The 15,854-nt window shown below is 64.3% G+C and carries 25 protein-coding genes; 15 read left to right on the forward strand and 10 right to left on the reverse strand.

Annotated elements, in window-relative coordinates:
* Positions 1–118: 118 nt before the first annotated feature.
* From JQ633_RS28785 to JQ633_RS28800, 4 genes are all read left to right on the forward strand, one after another.
* Positions 119–2,647, forward strand: coding sequence for a hypothetical protein (locus tag JQ633_RS28785; RefSeq protein WP_211988488.1), 2,529 nt, complete (start codon positions 119–121; stop codon positions 2,645–2,647).
* Between the two features lie 84 nt (positions 2,648–2,731).
* Positions 2,732–3,757 carry a TAXI family TRAP transporter solute-binding subunit gene (locus tag JQ633_RS28790; RefSeq protein WP_211988489.1) on the forward strand — a complete coding sequence of 342 codons (1,026 nt, stop codon included), beginning with the start codon at positions 2,732–2,734 and terminating at the stop codon, positions 3,755–3,757.
* Between the two features lie 11 nt (positions 3,758–3,768).
* Positions 3,769–4,308, forward strand: coding sequence for a hypothetical protein (locus tag JQ633_RS28795; RefSeq protein ID WP_249159709.1), 540 nt, complete (start codon positions 3,769–3,771; stop codon positions 4,306–4,308).
* 28 nt (positions 4,309–4,336) lie between these two features.
* Complete coding sequence (locus tag JQ633_RS28800; protein WP_211988491.1) at positions 4,337–4,864, forward strand: hypothetical protein; 528 nt, start codon at positions 4,337–4,339, stop codon at positions 4,862–4,864.
* 120 nt (positions 4,865–4,984) lie between these two features.
* On the opposite strand, the gene JQ633_RS28805 is transcribed toward JQ633_RS28800, so the two are convergent.
* Both JQ633_RS28805 and JQ633_RS28810 read right to left on the reverse strand, forming a co-directional pair.
* Positions 4,985–5,152 carry a hypothetical protein gene (locus tag JQ633_RS28805; protein ID WP_211988492.1) on the reverse strand — a complete coding sequence of 56 codons (168 nt, stop codon included), beginning with the start codon at positions 5,150–5,152 and terminating at the stop codon, positions 4,985–4,987.
* 64 nt (positions 5,153–5,216) lie between these two features.
* The gene (locus tag JQ633_RS28810; RefSeq protein ID WP_211988493.1) at positions 5,217–5,465 is read right to left on the reverse strand and encodes a hypothetical protein; all 249 of its coding nucleotides are present in this window, start codon (positions 5,463–5,465) and stop codon (positions 5,217–5,219) included.
* 179 nt (positions 5,466–5,644) lie between these two features.
* Here JQ633_RS28810 and JQ633_RS28815 point away from each other — a divergent pair, with 179 nt between their 5' ends.
* From JQ633_RS28815 to JQ633_RS28835, 5 genes are all read left to right on the forward strand, one after another.
* Positions 5,645–5,839: a hypothetical protein gene (locus JQ633_RS28815; protein WP_211988494.1), complete on the forward strand. Its 195-nt coding sequence runs from the start codon at positions 5,645–5,647 to the stop codon at positions 5,837–5,839.
* A gap of 3 nt (positions 5,840–5,842) precedes the next feature.
* Positions 5,843–6,028, forward strand: a complete 186-nt coding sequence (locus JQ633_RS28820) for a hypothetical protein (RefSeq protein ID WP_211988498.1) — start codon at positions 5,843–5,845, stop codon at positions 6,026–6,028.
* A gap of 225 nt (positions 6,029–6,253) precedes the next feature.
* A complete protein-coding gene (locus JQ633_RS28825) occupies positions 6,254–6,550 on the forward strand; it encodes a hypothetical protein (protein ID WP_211988500.1) in 297 nt (98 codons plus the stop codon).
* A gap of 168 nt (positions 6,551–6,718) precedes the next feature.
* Positions 6,719–7,042: a hypothetical protein gene (locus tag JQ633_RS28830; protein WP_211988502.1), complete on the forward strand. Its 324-nt coding sequence runs from the start codon at positions 6,719–6,721 to the stop codon at positions 7,040–7,042.
* Between the two features lie 175 nt (positions 7,043–7,217).
* A complete protein-coding gene (locus JQ633_RS28835; protein WP_211988504.1) occupies positions 7,218–7,898 on the forward strand; it encodes a ParA family protein in 681 nt (226 codons plus the stop codon).
* A gap of 129 nt (positions 7,899–8,027) precedes the next feature.
* On the opposite strand, the gene JQ633_RS35465 is transcribed toward JQ633_RS28835, so the two are convergent.
* Together JQ633_RS35465 and JQ633_RS28840 are read right to left on the reverse strand one after the other, a co-directional pair.
* Complete coding sequence (locus JQ633_RS35465) at positions 8,028–8,162, reverse strand: hypothetical protein (protein ID WP_283812838.1); 135 nt, start codon at positions 8,160–8,162, stop codon at positions 8,028–8,030.
* Between the two features lie 190 nt (positions 8,163–8,352).
* On the reverse strand, positions 8,353–8,646 hold the full coding sequence (locus tag JQ633_RS28840) for a DUF4282 domain-containing protein (protein ID WP_211988506.1): 294 nt from the start codon (positions 8,644–8,646) through the stop codon (positions 8,353–8,355).
* Positions 8,647–8,919: 273 nt separating this feature from the next.
* Here JQ633_RS28840 and JQ633_RS28845 point away from each other — a divergent pair, with 273 nt between their 5' ends.
* The 3 genes from JQ633_RS28845 to JQ633_RS28855 all read left to right on the forward strand — a co-directional run bounded on the left by JQ633_RS28845 (position 8,920) and on the right by JQ633_RS28855 (position 10,190).
* Positions 8,920–9,375: a MaoC family dehydratase gene (locus JQ633_RS28845; RefSeq protein WP_211988509.1), complete on the forward strand. Its 456-nt coding sequence runs from the start codon at positions 8,920–8,922 to the stop codon at positions 9,373–9,375.
* A 1-nt stretch (position 9,376) separates the two neighbouring features.
* Complete coding sequence (locus JQ633_RS28850; RefSeq protein ID WP_211988511.1) at positions 9,377–9,859, forward strand: MaoC family dehydratase; 483 nt, start codon at positions 9,377–9,379, stop codon at positions 9,857–9,859.
* Positions 9,860–10,046: 187 nt separating this feature from the next.
* Positions 10,047–10,190 carry a hypothetical protein gene (locus tag JQ633_RS28855; RefSeq protein WP_211988513.1) on the forward strand — a complete coding sequence of 48 codons (144 nt, stop codon included), beginning with the start codon at positions 10,047–10,049 and terminating at the stop codon, positions 10,188–10,190.
* Between the two features lie 53 nt (positions 10,191–10,243).
* Here JQ633_RS28855 and JQ633_RS28860 read toward each other — a convergent pair whose 3' ends face one another.
* From JQ633_RS28860 to JQ633_RS28885, 6 genes are all read right to left on the reverse strand, one after another.
* A complete protein-coding gene (locus tag JQ633_RS28860; RefSeq protein WP_211988515.1) occupies positions 10,244–10,381 on the reverse strand; it encodes a hypothetical protein in 138 nt (45 codons plus the stop codon).
* A gap of 307 nt (positions 10,382–10,688) precedes the next feature.
* The gene (locus JQ633_RS28865; protein ID WP_211988516.1) at positions 10,689–11,126 is read right to left on the reverse strand and encodes a hypothetical protein; all 438 of its coding nucleotides are present in this window, start codon (positions 11,124–11,126) and stop codon (positions 10,689–10,691) included.
* A 157-nt stretch (positions 11,127–11,283) separates the two neighbouring features.
* Positions 11,284–12,213, reverse strand: a complete 930-nt coding sequence (locus JQ633_RS28870; protein WP_211988549.1) for a hypothetical protein — start codon at positions 12,211–12,213, stop codon at positions 11,284–11,286.
* A 236-nt stretch (positions 12,214–12,449) separates the two neighbouring features.
* Complete coding sequence (locus JQ633_RS28875; protein ID WP_211988517.1) at positions 12,450–12,884, reverse strand: nuclear transport factor 2 family protein; 435 nt, start codon at positions 12,882–12,884, stop codon at positions 12,450–12,452.
* A 487-nt stretch (positions 12,885–13,371) separates the two neighbouring features.
* Positions 13,372–13,629: a hypothetical protein gene (locus JQ633_RS28880; protein WP_211988518.1), complete on the reverse strand. Its 258-nt coding sequence runs from the start codon at positions 13,627–13,629 to the stop codon at positions 13,372–13,374.
* Between the two features lie 140 nt (positions 13,630–13,769).
* Positions 13,770–14,207, reverse strand: a complete 438-nt coding sequence (locus tag JQ633_RS28885) for a nuclear transport factor 2 family protein (RefSeq protein WP_211988520.1) — start codon at positions 14,205–14,207, stop codon at positions 13,770–13,772.
* A gap of 296 nt (positions 14,208–14,503) precedes the next feature.
* Here JQ633_RS28885 and JQ633_RS28890 point away from each other — a divergent pair, with 296 nt between their 5' ends.
* From JQ633_RS28890 to JQ633_RS28900, 3 genes are all read left to right on the forward strand, one after another.
* The gene (locus tag JQ633_RS28890; protein WP_211988523.1) at positions 14,504–14,911 is read left to right on the forward strand and encodes a DUF1236 domain-containing protein; all 408 of its coding nucleotides are present in this window, start codon (positions 14,504–14,506) and stop codon (positions 14,909–14,911) included.
* Between the two features lie 205 nt (positions 14,912–15,116).
* Entirely contained in the window at positions 15,117–15,350 is a 234-nt protein-coding gene (locus JQ633_RS28895) for a hypothetical protein (protein ID WP_211988525.1), read from the forward strand.
* 83 nt (positions 15,351–15,433) lie between these two features.
* A complete protein-coding gene (locus JQ633_RS28900; protein WP_225713358.1) occupies positions 15,434–15,625 on the forward strand; it encodes a hypothetical protein in 192 nt (63 codons plus the stop codon).
* The last annotated feature ends 229 nt before the right edge of the window (positions 15,626–15,854 follow it).

Raw genomic sequence — 15,854 nt, forward strand, 5'->3', positions numbered from 1 at the left:
CAGGCACAAACTCAGTACCCCCGAAGGAGTATTGAGGGCCTGTGCTCTGCGGAATAGCGTGCGGTGCGGGTGGGAGCAGGAATAGCCCAATTACATCGTCGAAACAGGCGTCCTTGCTATGCGCCACGCGATCGAGACTGCGCCGAGGGATGGGACCCTCATTATCCTTGAGCATGATCAGACGGGGGCCAGTAACGTTGCTTACTGGTCGGACCAGGTCGATCAGTGGGTCACCGAAAGCGGTACGCCAAGCCAGATCAGGCCGACGCATTGGCGGGTGATGCCGCGCAATGAAGATGAAGATCTTCCGGAAGAGGTCGACCAATCGAGCGATCCCCCTCCGCCAAGACGGTGGTCGCTGGGCGCGCGGCTGCTTGTGGCCGTTCTGCTCGCCATGGCGGTCTTCGCATCGGCGTTCATGCGAATCTATGTCGATGCCGGCGAAGTGGCCTTGTTGTCGAACGACAGTTCGCGGACGACCGAGACGTCGGTGCTTCAGCAGCAGCCCGGAGCCAGCGCCACGGTGCAGGCGGGAACGCAGGCGGCTGGGCAGGCCGGGCAGACCGCGGAGCCATCCGCGTCGCAGGCGCGGCAATCTCCGGAGCAGGAGCTGTCTCGAACGGCTCTGGTGAACGAGCTGGCCGAGGCCCGGAAGACCATTGAGGGGCTCGATGCGCAGCTGAAGGCGGAAGCCGCGAAGAGCGCGCAATTGCTGGAAAAGCAGCAGCAGAAGACGGCCGCGCTGGCGCAGGAAGCCGCAGCAGCGCGACAACAGCTGACCGCGGACACGGCAGGGCAACGTCAGGCGCTCGACGAGGAACGCGCGCACAGTGCCGCGTTGGCGAACGAACTCGCCACCGCGAAGCGCGACGGCGAGGCGCAGGCGGCACAGTTGCGCAAGACCAGCGGGGAGATCGACCAGCTCAGGCAGGCGGCTGCGAACAGCGCTCAATTGCTCGACAAGGAACAGCAGAAAACGGCTGCCCTCACGCAGGAAGCTGCGGCGGCGCGGCATGCACTGAGCGCAAGCGCGGCCGCCCAAGATCAGGCGCTCGACGAGGAACGCGCGCACGGTGCGGCGCTGGCCAGCACGCTCGCCACGGCACAGCGCGACAACGAGATCCAGGCGGCGCAACTGCGCAAGACGAGTGAGGAAGTGGAGCAGTTGCGTCGGACTAAGCCGGCAAGCGATCCACAATCGTCCGACCAGGAGCGACAGAAAGCGGACGCCCTGGTGCAGGAGGCCGCCGCCGCGCGTCAAGCGCTGACCGCCAGCACGGCCAGACATAACCAGGCGCTCGAGGAGGAGCGCGCGCGCAGTGCCGAGCTGGCGAGTGCGCTCGCCACGGCGCAGCGTGACAACGAGGCGAAGGCGGCGCAGTTGCGCAAGGCGAACGAGGACGCCGAGCAGCTCAAGCAGGCAGAGGTCGCGAACGGCGCACTAGTGCAGAAACAGGAGCGGCAGAAAGCCGATGCTCTTGCACAGGCCGAGGCCGCGCGGCAAGCGCTGACCACGAGCACGGCGGAACAGCGTCAGGCGCTCGATGCGGAACGCGCGCACAGTGCCGCATTGGCGAGCGCCCTTGCCGCGGCGCAGAGCGAAAACGAGACGCAGGCGGCGCAACTGCGCAAGACGAGCGAGGAGGCCAAGCAGCTCAAGCAGGCAGAGGCCGCGAACAGCGTACAATCGCTCGACCAGGAGCGGCAGAAAACGGCCGAACTCGCGCAGGAGGCCGCGGCCGCGCGACGAGAGCTGGCCGCAACCACGGAAAAACATCGTCAGGCGCTCGATGAGGAACGCGCACACAGTGCCGCATTGGCGAGCGCTCTCGCCGCGGCGCAGAGCGAGAACGAGACGCAGGCGGCGCAACTGCGCAAGACGAGCGAGGAGGCGAAGCAGCTCAGACAGGCGGAGGCTGCGACCAGCGTACAATCGCTCGATCAGGAGCGGCAGAAGACGGCGGAGCTCGCGCGGGAGGCCGCGGTCGCGCGACGAGAACTGGCCGCAACCACGGAACAGCATCGTCAGGCGCTCGAGGAAGAACGCGCTCGCAGTGCCGGGTTGGCGGACGAACTCGTCGCGGCGCGGCGCGAAAACGGGGAGCAGGCGGCGCAATTGCGCAAGGCGAGCGAAGATACGCTGCAGCTCAAGCGCACCACGGAGAGCTCGATGACCGAGCTGCGACAATCCCTGCAGCAGGAGCGCGACCGGGCCGAGGCGATGGCGAGGGACATCGAGTCCCGGCGGCGCGCGGCCGAGTTGCGCACGCCCCAGGAAACCACGGCGAGCAGCACGCCCAGGACAACACAAGCAACAGTCCAAGCGACTGACGCCGCGGCGACAGTGCAGCCGGCGGCCGGGGCGGCGCAAGAGAGTTCCGAGGCAACGCGGCTGATCTCGCGCGCCCGCACGCTGCTCGGTCAGGGAAATATCGGCGCGGCGCGGACAGTGCTCCAGCGTGCTGCCGAGACCGGCAGCGCACTGGCGAACTTCACGCTCGCGGAGACCTATGATCCCGGCGTCCTCTCCACATGGGGAACGTATGGAACGCGCGGCGATTCGACGAAGGCGCGCGAGTTCTATGCAAAGGCGCAGGCCGGCGGAATTTCGGATGCGAAGGATCGATTGGACAAGTTGGATCAATGAGAGATTGACGTCCGATATTCGCGCATGGGGCCACGGTCGTGGCCAGCGCCTACGGACTGAAGCTTATTCGCAGGGAGTTCATCGATGAATATGACCCTTAGATCGCGTTTATTCCTCGCCGTGACGGCGACGGTCATTCTGGCTGTTCACCCTGCCGCAGTGCAGGCGCAAACGCAGGGCGCCCGCCAGGCGCTGCAGCGCTCTCCCGTCGAAAAGGAAAAAAGGGAGCAGATGAACGCCTGGACGGTCGGTCTCGCCGGTGGGCTGATCGAGGGCGCGCCGCTTCGGCTCGCGGCGGAGATGGCCCGTGTCGTCGACGACGGGCCCAACCTGCATGTTCTTCCGATCGTTACCCGAGGTGCGACGGAGAACCTGAATTCGCTGCTCTACCTGCGCGGGGTCGATGTCGCGATCATCAATTCCGACGCGCTCGAAGAGTACAAGATTCAGGTGCCGCAGATTCAGCGCCGGATCACCTACCTGCTCAATCTCTTCCCCTCCGAGCTGCATATCTTCGTTCGGCCCGAGATCCAGAGCCTGAATGATCTCGCCGGAAAGAAAGTGAATTTCAACACCCAGGGCACGGCTGCCGCTTATTCGGGGCCGCTGATCTTCAGCCGTCTCGGCATCGAAGCTGAGAAAACCTTCATTCCGCACCAGGTCGCGCTGGAGCAGATGCGCAAAGGCGAGATCGCGGCTGTCGTGTTCATCACGTCCAAGCCGGTTGACGCGTTCGTGCGCGGCAAATGGGACCCCGGCTTCAAGTTCCTCCCGGTAAAATACGAAAGCAAATTCGAGGATTACTATCTTCCCGCGGTGCTGGAAGCACGCGAGTACCCCGGCCTGATCAAGCAGGGCGAACAGGTGCCGACGATTGCGGTGCCGACCGCTCTGGTTGCGTTCAACTGGCCGGCGGCGAGCAACCGCTATCAGCGCGTCGCTCGCCTGGTTGATGTGCTGTTTTCCCGTATCGACAAGCTTCAGGCGCCGGGCTTCGACCCGAAATGGCAGTCGATCAATCTCGCCGCGACGGTTCCCGGACTCGAGCGTTTTGGGCCGGCACAGGAATGGCTGGATCGGCAGGCGCGCACTGCACGCGCATCGCGATGAGGGCAATTGCCTTGCTCATCGCATTGCAAGCGTTCAGCGGACTTGCTCTCGCGCAAGGCGCGACCGATCCGGCGCCTGGTGCGCCGGCTCGCCCGGCCCCGCGGAACGACAATTGGACCGTCGGTGAGACCACGTCGCCCGTCGATTACAAGCCGATTGTCACAGCCACGACCTTTTCACGCGACGGCTCGAGTGGCGCGTCGATGCATCTGTCGATCCATTGCCACTCCGGCCGCACGGAGCTGGTCGTCGCCGGACCGGTCTTCGAGCGCAGCAAGGAGGCTTACGCCGTTTCCTATCGCATCAATGACAATCCGCCGGTGACGCTTGCTGGAGCCTCGCCCTCGTCCGGGACGGGCGTGGCGTTCACGGGCGACGTCGTGCGTTTGCTGCAGTCGCTTCCTGAAGAGGGGGAGATTGCCATCCGTCTTGCGGCCCGAACTGGCAGCGCCCAGGAAGGGCGTTTCTTGCTCGGCGGGTTGAAGGGCGTTCGAGAGCGGCTCGCCGCGGCGTGCAAATGGCCACAAGCCGCAGCGAAGCCACGTAACTGAGTGTGGTCGAACTCAAGGGAGGTGCGTCATGATCAAGCTTGGAAATGCCGTCAGAGTGATCGCCGGGCTCATCGCGCTGCTCGTCATGGCGCCGCCTTCAGCGGTCGCACAGCAGACGACCCGCCCGGCGGCGGCGCCGGCAAAGAAGCAAATGGCCGCGGCGCAATCGAAGCGTCCTGCCGCCGCAAAGTCGCATCGCCTGATCCTGCAGGTGAATGCCAACGATCCTGCGATGATGAACCTTGCGCTCAACAACGCAACCAACGTCGCGCAGCATTACAAGGACATCGGCGAGAAGGTGGAGATCGACATCGTCGCTTACGGTCCCGGCCTGCATATGCTGCGTGACGACACATCGCCGGTCAAGGCGAGGATCGAGACGATTTCGCTAAGCACGCCGTCGATCTCGTTCGAAGCCTGCGGCAATACGCGCGAGAACATGAGCAAGGCTGAAAGCAAGGACATTCCGATGATTTCGCAGGCCAAGCTCGTCAAGTCCGGCGTCGTGCGCGTCATGGAGCTGCAGGAGGCGGGTTGGTCGTATGTAAAGCCGTGACGCGGTGCGAAAGCGGAGCGTCGAAGCGGAGTTGACCTGAAGACGAGCGATGCCGGCTTTCTTGCAGGCGTCGGCCCGAAACGTCCGGCTCTGGCCGAACGTCGAGAGCTGCTGCCGCGCTCAATCCGATGCGCGCTTCACCCTGTCTTCGTTGCGCGCCATGGCTTCATAGGCATCCGCCATCCTGATGTAGAGCGCGCGCGTTTCGGCATCCGACATCAAGCCTGCTTTGGCACGCAGCTCTTCTGCCTGGTACCGATGCCTCGCGGCCTCTTCGGCAAAGTCCATGGATGCTCACCCCGATGTGCGGACAAGCAACGAGATCGCCTGTGTGAAGGTTCCGGCAGTTCGCTCAGATGGACTCCTGGCTGCCGTCGTCGCCTGACGGCTTATGTCCGTCGGGGCCGCGGTCGAAAAGACCATAGTGGCTGGAGCGGCTGCCATCCGCCTTGGTGTGGGTTCCGGCAAGTCCCAGCTTGAGCAGCTCGCGGACCGCTGCCGCCCGGGTCGGCATCCGGTGCTTGAACCGGAAGTCGTCGAGCAGGGAAAGCTCTTCGGGGGTCAGCATGATTTGAAGGCGCTCGGCGCGAAGATCCTGCATAGCCTTTCTCGCAAAGAATTAGATGAATTAGCGAATTACTCAATTAGCTAACTCCGCTAAAGTTCCACAAGATCTGGGAAAAACGGGTAGTGAGCAAAATACACATTTAATAACAATGGGTTGCGCGATATTTTTCTCGACCTATAGTTCGCGCCGGGCAGGGAGTTGGAGACTCCCGAATGCAGAAGAGACGACGGTTCAAGCAGGTCCAATCGCTGGAAGAGCGCCTTGCCGGCGAGGCGAAGCGCCTCCGAGAGATGGCAGGCTCCTTGCCGCCCGGTGCGGATCGCGAGGCCATGTTGCGCAAGGCTCGTCACGTCGAGGCCGGTGGCCAGATCAGCGAATGGCTGACTTCGCCAGGGACGGTGGAGTAGCCGGTGCCCTTTATCATCAAGGTTGGATCGCTGACCGTCGTCGCGCGGACAGCTTCGGACGGATTGCGCGCGGTGGAGAGATTTCTGGCGGACGGCGAGACGTCGGAGCCCGTTATCTCGACGTTCGAGGGCAAGGTCGTCGACATCACACAACTTCGCCGGCTGGTCGTCGCCACCCGGGAGCCCTAGTGCAACAGGCCTGACGCCACAGGCCTGTCGCACGATCGACGGATGTCGGAGCAGGCGCAGCGGTGGCGCCGGCCGGCGTGTCATCTCGCCTGCTTGCGCTCGGCCGTCCCATCACCCACAATCGTTGCAAACGATGTCTGGAAGCCATGTCTTAAAACGTTGTCTTGGGGGACGCGCATGGGGATCGCCGGTTCGAGGACAGTTTCGTTTGCGTTGATGTCAGCGATGGGACTCGCCATCGCGCTGCTGCCGAGCAAGTCCGAGGCCTACACGCCCGAGCAGCAGCAAGCCTGCACACCGGATGCGTTCCGGCTGTGCAACTCCGAAATCCCCGATGTCGACCGGGTTACCGCCTGCATGATCAGGAACAAGGCGCTGCTGTCGCCGGCCTGCAAGGCGTTCTTCCGGCCCGGGCCGGAGCCGCGCGAGGCGGCCGAGCGACGCGCGAGCCGGCCGGTCGCGGCCAAGCGCAAACCGGCGCGGTCGCACAAGGCGAAGAAGCAGAAACCGGCGCCGCACTGACGACATCGGTCCATGTAGCGAGCGCGGTGTTCGGCGCAGCGGCGATTTCAAGGCCGCGATGCGCGACAGACTGACGCGTTGTGACGCTGTCACGCAGCAACATCTTTGGCGCTTGTGTGCTTTACGGAAATCCGTTCCACGAGGTGCGGGACGGATGGAGAGGGACGCGTGAGCGAATACTACAAACTGGAAATCGATCGGCACTTCGCCTGGTTCGAAGCCAAGCTTCCGCGGGGCCCGGCGCGGTTCGTGGCGTGGCTGCGCAGGCCGTCGTCGATCTATGTGCGGATTCCGCTCGCGATCCTGCTGATCCTCGGCGGCATCTTCAGCTTCCTACCGGTGCTTGGACTCTGGATGCTGCCGCTCGGACTCCTTTTGTTCGCACAGGATGTCCCGTTTCTGCAGAAACCCACAGCGCAGATGCTCGGCTGGATCGAGCGCAAATGGACCGAGCGCGAGCAGCGCAAGCGCGACACCAATCGCGCACCGTGAGTCAAATCAAGCAGTTAGCTGCTTCGATTTGCGGTTGCGTCATATGCAATGTGTGACTCAAAAGCCAAACCGCACCGGTAATCTTGGCCACTTTGCGAATTGCAAGAAATTTTTCTTTCACGAATCAGCGTGCTGATTCATTTTTGGCTTCTGGGGTCAATGTGGAGGCCAAGGTATGAACGTCATTGTTTTCGCTTCGCGTAAGGGGGGCTCGGGAAAAAGTACCCTGGCTGCTCACCTCGCCGCGCAAGTGCACAAGGCAACGAAGCCCTGTCTGCTGATCGATGGCGATCCGCAGGGCTCGCTGACGCTGTGGCACAAATTGCGCGGCACCAACGAACCGCAGATCAAGACCGCGGTGAACTCGGTCAGCGGGATCATCGCTCAAGCCAAGCGTGACGGCATCGAGTGGGTGTTCATCGACACGCCGCCGAACCTGTCGGCCGTGGTCGACGACGCGATCAAGAATGCGACGATGGTGATCATTCCGGCGCGGCCCGGCGTGTTCGACGTCAACGCGGTGCAGGAAACCATTCAGACCTGCCGTTCGATGCGCAAGCCCTACGCCGTCGTGATCAACGGCGCGCCGGCGCAGCGCGACAACGCCGAAAGCCGCATCGTCGCAATCGCCCGCGAGGCGCTGGCGAAATTCCGCGCCCCGGTGTGGAGCGGCCAGATCACCAACCGCGCCGATCTGTTGATGGCGCTCGGCCAGGGTGAGGGCGCCCGCGAATACTACGCGGAAGGCCGCGGCGCCGCCGAAATCCAGCGGCTGTGGGCTGCGATCGAACGATCGATCAAGGCGATCCGCGGCACGGCATCGGCATCCGGCGCAATGCACAAGCAGGCGGCGTAACCACGCCGCCTTGGTCCGAGCTTGAAGAACGCGCGGGGCCCGCGCGTTTTTTGTGTGTTCGCCATAGCGGGTCATCCGGCGGCGCTTCGCGCCGTACCGGGTAGCTCGCAATGACGGAGCAAGCGGTGCTTACGCCACCATCAGCAGGTAGAAGATGATCACCGGCGCCAAGGTCAGGATCACCGACCAGATGCCGACAGCCCACAAAATATCCTCGGTCGTGAAGCCCGGTTCTGCGACAAATCCCGGCTTCACGGCAATCAAACGACTTCTCAAAATCACGACGCCCCCGCGCTAGTCCTAATAGCTCAGCCGGGATGCTGATACGCGGCCGGCTTTAAGATCCCGGCCGGGATTTCCGTCGCATTTGATGGCGGGGGCTACTACGGATTAACCACCGCGCGTCCGCTTCACCCGGCGGCGCCGGGCTCAGGGAGCGAGGCGGCGGCGCGTCTCAGCGCATGCCGTTCTGATCGCGGATCGCACCGAGATGTTCATTGATGCGGAAGACGATCAGGATGAACTCGGCAACGATGCGCGAGAACACGATGCCGACGACGACGCTGGCGATCGAGGCCAGCAGCAGGATGAAGCCGATAAACGGGCTGATCGCCATCGCCGAGAGCGCAGACAGGATGCCTGAGATCCCGAACAGCACGATGACGCCGATCACCAGCCAGTAGAACGTCTTGATGATCGTGGGCGTGATAAAGCGGTCCCACTGAAACAAATCCTGGAAATCGAACATCGATGGTCTCCCCGGCAGGCCGATGATTCGCCTTGAGATCATGGATGCGATTCCGGCGAATCGCATCCATGATCTCATCTCTTTGAGCATGATCTCTTTCGGAAAACCGGTTCCCGTTTTTCCGGATCATGCTCTCGCCCTGTCCCGCCCGGCCAGGCGCCAGCCCCGAACCGGCGCCGGCCAAGCCAGGGCCGAGCCATGCGGGCGGATATGGTTGTGATTGCCGCAAATAACGGCCACAATCAGGCTCCCTTCCGGCATATCCTCACCTCCATGACCACGCTGACCTTCGAAGACTTCAAGCCCGGCCGCCTCGGAACGTTCGGACCGCGCCATGTCACGCGCGAGGAGATCCTCGCCTTCGCCGCCGAATTCGACCCGCAGCCGATGCATCTCGACGAGGAGGCGGCGCAGAAATCCATGCTCAAGGGCCTGTCGGGCTCGGGCTGGCACCTCGGCTCGCTGATGATGCGGATGCTGTTCGACGGCTTCATCGGCCGCACCGCCTCGCTCGGCTCGCCCGGGGTCAACGAGATGCGCTGGATGGTGCCGCTGCGGCCGGGTGACGATCTGACGCTGGATGTCGACGTCGTCGAGGCGCGCGTCTCGAAGAGCCGCCCCGAGACCGGCATCGTGACCTTCAAGGGCACGATCCGCAACGCGCGCGGCGAGGTGCTATGCGAGATGGAGTCGCCGATCATCGTCAGCCGCCGCGACGGGGAGGCGTAACATGGCCTTCTTCGAAGACATCCAGATCGGCGATCGCCGCGCCTTCGGCTCGTTCACCTTCACGGCGGAGGACATCAAGCGCTTTGCCGCGCAGTTCGATCCGCAGCGCTTCCATCTGTCCGAGGAGGAAGGGCGCAACTCGCTGTTCGGTGGGCTCGCCGCGTCGGGCTGGCATGTCGCCGCGGTCTGCATGAAGCTGCTGGTCGCCGACGGAAAGCGGCGCTCGGCGGAAGAAGCCGCGCGCGGCGAGACGGTCGCGGTCTGGGGCCCGTCGCCGGGCTTCCGCGAACTGCGCTGGATCCGCCCGGTGCTGGCCGGCGACACGCTCAGCTTCACCAGTGAGGTCGAGACCAAGCGCACCTCGTCGAGCCGTCCCGAATGGGGCATCCTGCAGGCGCGCAATACCGGCACCAACCAGCGCGGCGATGTGGCGTTCTCATTCCTCGCCACCGCCTTCGTGCCGCGGCGGAATCCCGGAGCGTGACCCAATTGCGCTTTGGTTCCTGATGTTGCGCGCGCGCATCTGATCTGTTGCAGGAACGACATGGTTAGCGGGTTACTTCCGCAGGCCCGCGCAGTTGTGCATTGCACGGAACTCTTTTTTTGCTAACGCATTTTGAACCTTTGTCCCTGACTTATGGTCGGAGGGGCAGGTGCTTCAGGGGATGATCATGGCAGATCGCAGCGCGCTGAAACTGGTCGGCATTATCTTCGCAACGGTGACGCTGGTAGTGATGCTGGCCACCGGAATGGTCGTGAAGGGCTTTGCCGACGGTAATTATTCGTTCGAGACCACCGCGAGCGTCGATCGCTAGTTCAGCGTCCGATCATCATCGGCGCGCCCGAGCGCGCGCCGGAATTCCCGCAGCTATTGATTCCAGATCAGCACCAGCACCACAGTCGCCGCGGCCAACAGGCCGATAAACCGGATCAGGATCGTACCGACACCCTGCTGCGACTTGCGCAGCGGTATGGGATCGGTGTTGTCCGGCCGAACGCTCTGCATTGAAATGATCCCCAGAAAGCCCCGCCGCCCGACAGAGCCGTTCGGATTTGGTCGCGGACCGGGGGTCTAAAGTTCAAATCCGGCCCTGCGCGATTGTCTGCGCGATTGAGCACCTGCGCTTTCTCACGCTCGCGGGGAGGTAAGCCAGTCTGCTGTAGCCCGGATGGAGCGCAGCGAAATCCGGGGACGATCCCGCCGCATCAGACACTGCCCAGGATTTCGCTGCGCTCCATCCGGGCTACGGGCAAAACAAAACCGCCGCCTCCCGGTCGGGAGAGGCGGCGGCTTGTCGTTCAGAACGGATGGATCAGCTGTTGCGCAGACCGTCGGCGGCGCGCTTCCACTGCGAGACGTTGTCGGCGATCATCCGCGTCGACTTCATCGCGGCCTGGCTGAGCTGGGCGTAGCCGGAGATCTCGCGCTGGACGCGCTGGCCTTCGGCATGCAGCAGGTCGCGCAGGCTCTCGAGCTCGCCGATCAGCTTCTCGATCTCGGCCAGCGAGGTGCCGGCCACGCGCTGGATCAGCGAGTTGACGTTGTTGACGGTGGCGTCGGTGTTGGCATCGGCCATCGGCGCGGCTGCGGCGGGCTGCTCCGCCGTGGCGGTCACGGGCCGGCGCAGATAGGCGATGTCGTTGCGCACGAAGTCGCGGATTCCGGCCTCGACTTCCGAGACCGCAGCGAGGTTGGCGTCGACCTCGGGGGTCTGTTCCTCAACCTCTTCGGAACGATTGGTAGCGTTCATCGGCTTTCCCCTTTTTCGCATGGCGAAGCGCGGCTGTCCCCCGCACGACGAATTGATGACCTGATTTCCGGCCCTATCAGTCCTGCCTGAATCTGGCTGCATCTGGGCCAAGTTGCGGCAATGCCTGAGCATTACCGCGACAGCCCTAACAGTCCGTTCACCAGCTGCGCTTGTAGCCGGCGCTGATGCTCTTGCTGGTCGTGCCCTGGGCGGTCTCCCCGACCGAGCCCGAGACGGTGACGCCGTCGAACAGCTTCTGCTCGGCGCCGACCCGGCGCAGCCATCTGTCGTCGGCGGTCGACAGCGTCTGCCCGGCGGTGATGCTGGTGCCGCTGTCGTTGACCGACAGGGTCGCCGACTGGTCGGTGTCATAGCTGCGCGAGGGATGGCCGGCGATGCCGGGCACCGGCACCACGCCCTGCTGGGTGAGGTTGTAGCCGTTCCGCAGGGTCAGCGAGTAGTCGTCCGAGAGCGGCATCTGCTTGCTCAGGGAGGTGCCGACTTTGCTCTGGTCGCTGCCGGGATCGACCCGGGCCTCGACCGAGGTCTTGTCCCAGATCGAGGCCACGCCGGGTGCCGAGATCGCTGCCCAGGCCGAGCCGCCGGACTCCGGCAGGCTGCCGCCATTGGCGAGCCGTTCCGACAATTGCTCGGATGTCGTCAGGGTGCCTTGCTTCGCCACCGTCATGTCGGCGCCGATCCGGGTGTCGAGGAATGGCGAGACCTGCTGCTTGACCGACACCGCCGACGAGCCGTTGGCGTTGCGGTTGGTCGACCAGGACGGGTCGGCGCTCGCGGTGCTGCTCGGCTTGGAGCCGCGCGGCGCCAGTGTCGGCAGGCTGGTGGAATCGGTATCGAGTTGGCTCCAGTCGAGCTTGCTCTCGTCGATGTCCTTCAGGATGTCGGCGTCGTTGGCGTTCGCAGCCGGCGGCGGGTCGGCCGTCTCTTCGGTCGCCGGCTCGCTGGCCTGGTCCGTGTCGTCCTCCGCGGGAGGCGTCTGCGCGACCGCCGACAGCGCCAGAACCACGCTGAAGCCGGCCGCCAGCACCGGCAGCCTTGCCCAGCCAAATCGTGATGTCGAGGTCATTCCCAGCCCGCAATTCCAGAGCCGCATGATGCGGTTCCGCTGGTACAAAATTGTGGCAACGGGGCCATGACGGCAAAATGCCGCTCAAGACGCCGTCATGTCCGGGCTGGGCGCGATGTGCAAATCGCGCCGGCTGCTCCAGCGATCCGCGGCCCGCTCGGGGCTGGCAAAACACGCCGCGGATGGCGAACAGGGAGGGGCCCGGACATGACGAACGGGTGAGACGCGAACGTGCGTCAGACCGCGATGCGCGGCAGATGGATCGGATAGCCGACGGTCTGCTCGACCAGGTCGAAGCTGTCGACCAGCACGCGGAAGCTGGTCAGCCTGCCGTCCCTGAACTGCGCGAAATGCGCGAGGCGCAGCGACACCGGCTTGTTGGAATCGAGCGCCGTCAGCGTGAAGCGCAGCATCGAGGCCGCCGAATCCGTGCCCAGCATGATCTGCTCGCGGTCGAAACGGTGCACCCGCACGTTTTCGCCGATCTGCCTGATCACCTCGAGCACGGCGGCCTTGCCGCGGCGCGCGCCGAAGAAGGAGAACAGGTCGATCGGCCCAAAGATGGCCCATTCGACCTCGTCATCGAGCAACGGCTCGATGTCTGAAAGCTGGCGTTCGTTGATCGCGCGAAGCAATGCGCGCGAGAAACGCCAGAGGCTATGCTCTGTCATTCGCTACCGGTCCTGAAACTTGGATTTTCAAAGCAAACCGCCGCCTGGGCGTCAGCATCGACGCCGGGCAGGGGTGCTGCACATCGCTATTGCGGGCTGAAATAGTGCGGGCAGGCCGAAATACCAATGATAATTTTGCAATGCACAATTGCGCGGGGTTTTGTCGGTGACCGATGCCTTGCGAGCCGGAGCCTGCGATCGCGTAAGGGACGCACCAGCAGACGGGCTCCCTCCCCCCTTGTGGGTCCCTTGTGGGGGAGGGCTGGGGTGAAGGGTACCCCACGGGGACTCTATCGAACGCCCGCCTTTAACGGCGCGCCACTCAATTGTGAGAGCTGTCACACAAGGATGAATCTCGCCCGGGGCCACCCCTCTCCCCAACCCTCCCCCACAAGGTCCCCACAAGGGGGGAGGGAGCCCGAGCGCCGGTGCTCACCTCACATTATGGCGTGCTCGCCTCAGGCCGACTGCTGGCGATCGCGCGCCTTCACCGATCGCGCCGCACCGGCTGGCGCTCGATCGCGATCTCGGTGTCGCGGATGGCGACGACGGCGAACAGCAGTGCGCCGCCGAGGCCGCCGATTGCGGCGCCGAGCGGCATGAAAGTGAAGAACACCAGCATGCCGCTGTCGATATGCGTGGTCCTGAAGATCTCGATCCATCCGAGCCCGGCACCGATGCCGAGCGCAGCGCCACCGAGCGCGCCCAAGGCAAGGCCCAGCAAGGCCAGCAACGCAACTTTCATGATGGTTCAGCCCCGATGTCCGCAACAAGCCCTGTGATGGGTCGGTGCGGGCCTGCGGAGGTTCAACGTCGGCGTGCAGAATTCGCCCGGCGCATGGCGGCCTTTCCGGATCATGCCTTTCGGATTCGTGCCTTTCCGCATCAAACCTTGGCGGTCAGCACCGCGGCGACGTCGCGCTCCAGCACCTGCTGGACCAGGTCGAAGGTGTCGATGATCTCGCGGATCTCGGTGATCATGCCGTCGCGCAGCGTGTAGAACACCGCGACGTCGAACTGCACCACGCGCGCATTCTTGCGCTTGCGGAAGAACACCCGCAGCTGGGCCGCGACCCGCTCGCCTTGCGCCACCACGATCGGCGCCTCGTAGCGCATGTCGGAGTAGCGGTCGTGGATCGTATTCCACATCTGGCGCAGCGCCGCCTTGCCGCGGTGCTGGCCCATATGGGGCAGGATGTCGATCGGCGCATTGGCAAGGAACGTGACGTCGTCGCTGCAGCGGTCGAGCGCGCCCTCGATGCCGCCGGCATAGTAGACGTCGAGGAAGTTCAGCACGCGTTGCCGGTTCAGATCCTCGTCCATGTCAGCTCCGTCGCGTTCGCTGCGACCCGCCCCACCTGCATTGTGGACCGAACCGCTTCACAATCAACCCAACGTTCGACGCATCAGGCGGCAATAGGTTCAGCAACCAGGGCGTGCATTGCCGGGGTATCGGGCTTGCGAAGCCCGGCGGCGGTCTCGCCGGCGTGATCGGCCAGGGCCGGACATTGAAGCAGTCGTGAAGCGCGCGCGGGCTGCTGTCCGCGAATTCATGAAACCTGCCGCGGCGCGGCCGGTTGACCCGATACGGGCGACGCATCCGCGACAAGGAGACCTTCATGAAAAACACCATACCGCTCGCGATCGCGGCGCTGCTGGCGCTGTCGGGCGTAACGGCTGCGAGCGCCAACGAGATGCCGAACCACATGACGTCGAACAACCGGATGTCGAACCACATGGGCAAGATGTCCGCCGCCAGCGATACGCTGTCGCTGTCCGGGACCCAGCAGAAGGCGATCTGGAAGGACGTCGGCCGCCACGCGTCGAACGAGACCGCGCCGGCGGGCTTCAACCCCGCGATCGGCACCGCCGTTCCGTCCGCCGTGGCAACCCATCCATTGCCGCGCCAAGCGCGCAGTGATGTCCCGGCGATCCGGCCCTATCGCTACGCGATGCTGCAGGACAAGTTGCTGATCGTGAATCCGTCCGATCACAAGATCGCCGACGTCGTCGCCAGACAGAAGTAAGCCGCGCCACCGGCGGCGAGAGCCGGCGTCCGCACCGGCCAAGCCTTGCACTCCTCCGGGGCCGGGCCGGCGGCGTAGTGCGCCGGCTCTCGTCCGGCCCGCGCCGGCCTTTGCCGTGCGCGAAGCCTTACTGCGAAAAAGGTGAGGGCAGGAACCGGTGAGGCAGCCTCGCCGTTGATGCAAGGATATTTCCCGGAGACACATCATGAAATCGATCCTGCTCGCTTCCACCATTGCCGTCGCCGCGCTTGTGGCCGCGTCGCCCGCCGACGCCAAGGGCTGCATCAAGGGCGCCGTCGTCGGCGGTGTCGCCGGTCATTACGCCGGCCATCACGGCATGCTCGGCGCTGCCGCCGGCTGCCTCTACGGCCGCCATCGCGCCAAGGAACATGCGCGCGAGCAGCAATCGGCGCCGCCCGCGCGGCAGGAAAAGCTGTGATCGCGCGGGACGAGTTGTGAAGAACGGTTTCCGGAACGCCGTCCGCGCGGACGGCGTTGTCTCCTTGCGTAACGGAGACACTGATGACGAAACCAAAGACAACAACCATCCAGCCCGTTCCCGACGACAACCAGAGCCACAAGGGCCCCGGCAGCGCCCCCGCCGTTCCCCTCGACACCACCAAGGGCCATCGCGACGACGAAAAGCACAACATCCGCGAACAGGCCGCGCACGGCAACCTGACGCAGAACACCAGCAACCGGCGCTCGGGTTAGGGCGGTGGCGGCGCCACACATTCGGTGTCGTCCTGGCGAAGGCCAGGACGACGCTGCTATCCGATCCACCTGTCAAACAACTTGTTCGGTGTCATCACCCGGCTTGATCGGGTGATCCAGTATTCCAGAGGCAGCAGTGATTGAGCCGATAAGCCGCGGCGTACTGGATCGCCCGGTCAAGTGTTCAGCCCGGGGACATGACCGACGGGTGTTCGGGGACATAGCCGAC

Origin of the sequence: Bradyrhizobium tropiciagri (assembly GCF_018130505.1) — a bacterium.
In the GTDB taxonomy this organism is placed as follows: domain Bacteria; phylum Pseudomonadota; class Alphaproteobacteria; order Rhizobiales; family Xanthobacteraceae; genus Bradyrhizobium; species Bradyrhizobium tropiciagri_B.

Coding starts and splice junctions, on each gene's coding strand:
- JQ633_RS28785 (WP_211988488.1), top strand. CDS start 119: ATGCGCCACGCGATCGAGACTGCGCCGAGGGATGGGACCCTCATTATC.
- JQ633_RS28790 (WP_211988489.1), top strand. CDS start 2,732: ATGAATATGACCCTTAGATCGCGTTTATTCCTCGCCGTGACGGCGACG.
- JQ633_RS28800 (WP_211988491.1), top strand. CDS start 4,337: ATGATCAAGCTTGGAAATGCCGTCAGAGTGATCGCCGGGCTCATCGCG.
- JQ633_RS28805 (WP_211988492.1), bottom strand. CDS start 5,152: ATGGACTTTGCCGAAGAGGCCGCGAGGCATCGGTACCAGGCAGAAGAG.
- JQ633_RS28810 (WP_211988493.1), bottom strand. CDS start 5,465: ATGCAGGATCTTCGCGCCGAGCGCCTTCAAATCATGCTGACCCCCGAA.
- JQ633_RS28815 (WP_211988494.1), top strand. CDS start 5,645: ATGCAGAAGAGACGACGGTTCAAGCAGGTCCAATCGCTGGAAGAGCGC.
- JQ633_RS28825 (WP_211988500.1), top strand. CDS start 6,254: ATGGGACTCGCCATCGCGCTGCTGCCGAGCAAGTCCGAGGCCTACACG.
- JQ633_RS28835 (WP_211988504.1), top strand. CDS start 7,218: ATGAACGTCATTGTTTTCGCTTCGCGTAAGGGGGGCTCGGGAAAAAGT.
- JQ633_RS28840 (WP_211988506.1), bottom strand. CDS start 8,646: ATGTTCGATTTCCAGGATTTGTTTCAGTGGGACCGCTTTATCACGCCC.
- JQ633_RS28845 (WP_211988509.1), top strand. CDS start 8,920: ATGACCACGCTGACCTTCGAAGACTTCAAGCCCGGCCGCCTCGGAACG.
- JQ633_RS28850 (WP_211988511.1), top strand. CDS start 9,377: ATGGCCTTCTTCGAAGACATCCAGATCGGCGATCGCCGCGCCTTCGGC.
- JQ633_RS28855 (WP_211988513.1), top strand. CDS start 10,047: ATGGCAGATCGCAGCGCGCTGAAACTGGTCGGCATTATCTTCGCAACG.
- JQ633_RS28860 (WP_211988515.1), bottom strand. CDS start 10,381: ATGCAGAGCGTTCGGCCGGACAACACCGATCCCATACCGCTGCGCAAG.
- JQ633_RS28865 (WP_211988516.1), bottom strand. CDS start 11,126: ATGAACGCTACCAATCGTTCCGAAGAGGTTGAGGAACAGACCCCCGAG.
- JQ633_RS28870 (WP_211988549.1), bottom strand. CDS start 12,213: ATGACCTCGACATCACGATTTGGCTGGGCAAGGCTGCCGGTGCTGGCG.
- JQ633_RS28875 (WP_211988517.1), bottom strand. CDS start 12,884: ATGACAGAGCATAGCCTCTGGCGTTTCTCGCGCGCATTGCTTCGCGCG.
- JQ633_RS28880 (WP_211988518.1), bottom strand. CDS start 13,629: ATGAAAGTTGCGTTGCTGGCCTTGCTGGGCCTTGCCTTGGGCGCGCTC.
- JQ633_RS28885 (WP_211988520.1), bottom strand. CDS start 14,207: ATGGACGAGGATCTGAACCGGCAACGCGTGCTGAACTTCCTCGACGTC.
- JQ633_RS28890 (WP_211988523.1), top strand. CDS start 14,504: ATGAAAAACACCATACCGCTCGCGATCGCGGCGCTGCTGGCGCTGTCG.
- JQ633_RS28895 (WP_211988525.1), top strand. CDS start 15,117: ATGAAATCGATCCTGCTCGCTTCCACCATTGCCGTCGCCGCGCTTGTG.
- JQ633_RS28900 (WP_225713358.1), top strand. CDS start 15,434: ATGACGAAACCAAAGACAACAACCATCCAGCCCGTTCCCGACGACAAC.